The organism is Arthrobacter sp. TB 26, from assembly GCF_000427315.1.
Classification (GTDB): domain Bacteria; phylum Actinomycetota; class Actinomycetes; order Actinomycetales; family Micrococcaceae; genus Arthrobacter.
Genome location: NZ_AUPJ01000528.1, coordinates 1 through 1,117, shown reverse-complemented (window position 1 = coordinate 1,117; position 1,117 = coordinate 1). Strand labels below are relative to the sequence as shown.

Sequence of the window (1,117 nt, the reverse complement as noted above, 5' to 3'; positions counted from 1 at the left end):
GGCGGCGCAGCTGGCGGCCTCGATCACCTTCCTGCTCAGCGACGACGGCACCAACGTCAACGGCGCGATCCTCGCCTCCGACGGCGGCTGGTCGGCCGTCTAACAGCAGACCGGCACGACGAAAGAGGACGACGGCGGGAGCTCCCGCCGTCGTCCTCTTGCTTTCTCCCTGCTGCCTGTCAGCGGGGTCCCGTTGGAGTGGCCTGGTCAGGCCGGTTTCAGCGCTGTCCGCCAGACTGCGACGGCTTTTGCGGTGAATGTCCAGGTGGCTGTGCCGCTGGCGCCCGCGGTGGCCTGCAGTTTGTCGGCCTGTTCAGCGATCTGTGCATCGGCGGCTTCCCAGCGTTCGGTCCAGCCGGTGGGGGGTGTTGCCGCCGGTGAGGAGCTGTCGAAGCCGACGCCGCCGATCAGCATCGCGTTGTTGCTGGCCGTGGTGATGCTGGGGGCTGTGATGCTGGTCGCTGTGTAGGTGGTGTTCGCGGCCGTGACAACGCTGCTGTCCAGCGGGGTGCTGTTGTTGACGCCCCGGTAGGCGGTGACGCCGCCGCCCCATTTCACCGCGGTGCTCAGCGTCCAGCTGTAACTGGCCGGGTCAGAGGAACCGACGACCCGGTAGTACGCAAATACCCGGGCGCCGCTGCCGACGTTGAGGGTGTTGACGATCGGGGTCCAGCCCGACGGGGTGCTGGCTGTCGGGTTCTTGTCCGCGGTGAATGACGCGACCAGGACATCGCCCGCCGCCGTTCCGGAAGGTTTGTTCAGCGTGACGGTGGTGGTGGCCGTGGTGTTGTTCGTCGTGGTGGAGGCGCCGACGGTGATCCCTGACGATGGCGGCGGGGCGGTGCCCGGGCTGACCGTGATGGTCTTGCTGGCCGACGTCGAGCCTCCGGCGTTGGTGGCGGTCAGTGTCGCGGTGTAGGTGCCCGCGGTGGAGTAGGTGTACGAGGGATTTTCGGCGGTGGAGGTCCCGCCGTCCCCGAACGCCCAGGCCCAGGAGGTCGGTGAACCCGTGGACGTGTCAGTGAAGCTCACGTCCAAGGGAGCGGTGCCCGACGTCGGAGTCGCGGTGAACGAGGCCACCGGGGCTGCCGGCGGCGGCGGGGGAGTGGTCCCTCCC

At 68.7% G+C, this 1,117-nt stretch carries 1 protein-coding gene and 1 pseudogene; one reads left to right on the top strand and one right to left on the bottom strand.

The genetic code is table 11. The annotated features are described in order from the left end of the window. A pseudogene (locus tag K789_RS25270) lies at positions 1–103 on the top strand (short-chain dehydrogenase); the annotation flags it as partial. Positions 104–207: 104 nt separating this feature from the next. Here K789_RS25270 and K789_RS24235 read toward each other — a convergent pair. Next, the gene (locus tag K789_RS24235; RefSeq protein ID WP_024368434.1) at positions 208–1,080 is read right to left on the bottom strand and encodes a PKD domain-containing protein; all 873 of its coding nucleotides are present in this window, start codon (positions 1,078–1,080) and stop codon (positions 208–210) included. Positions 1,081–1,117: the final 37 nt, after the last annotated feature.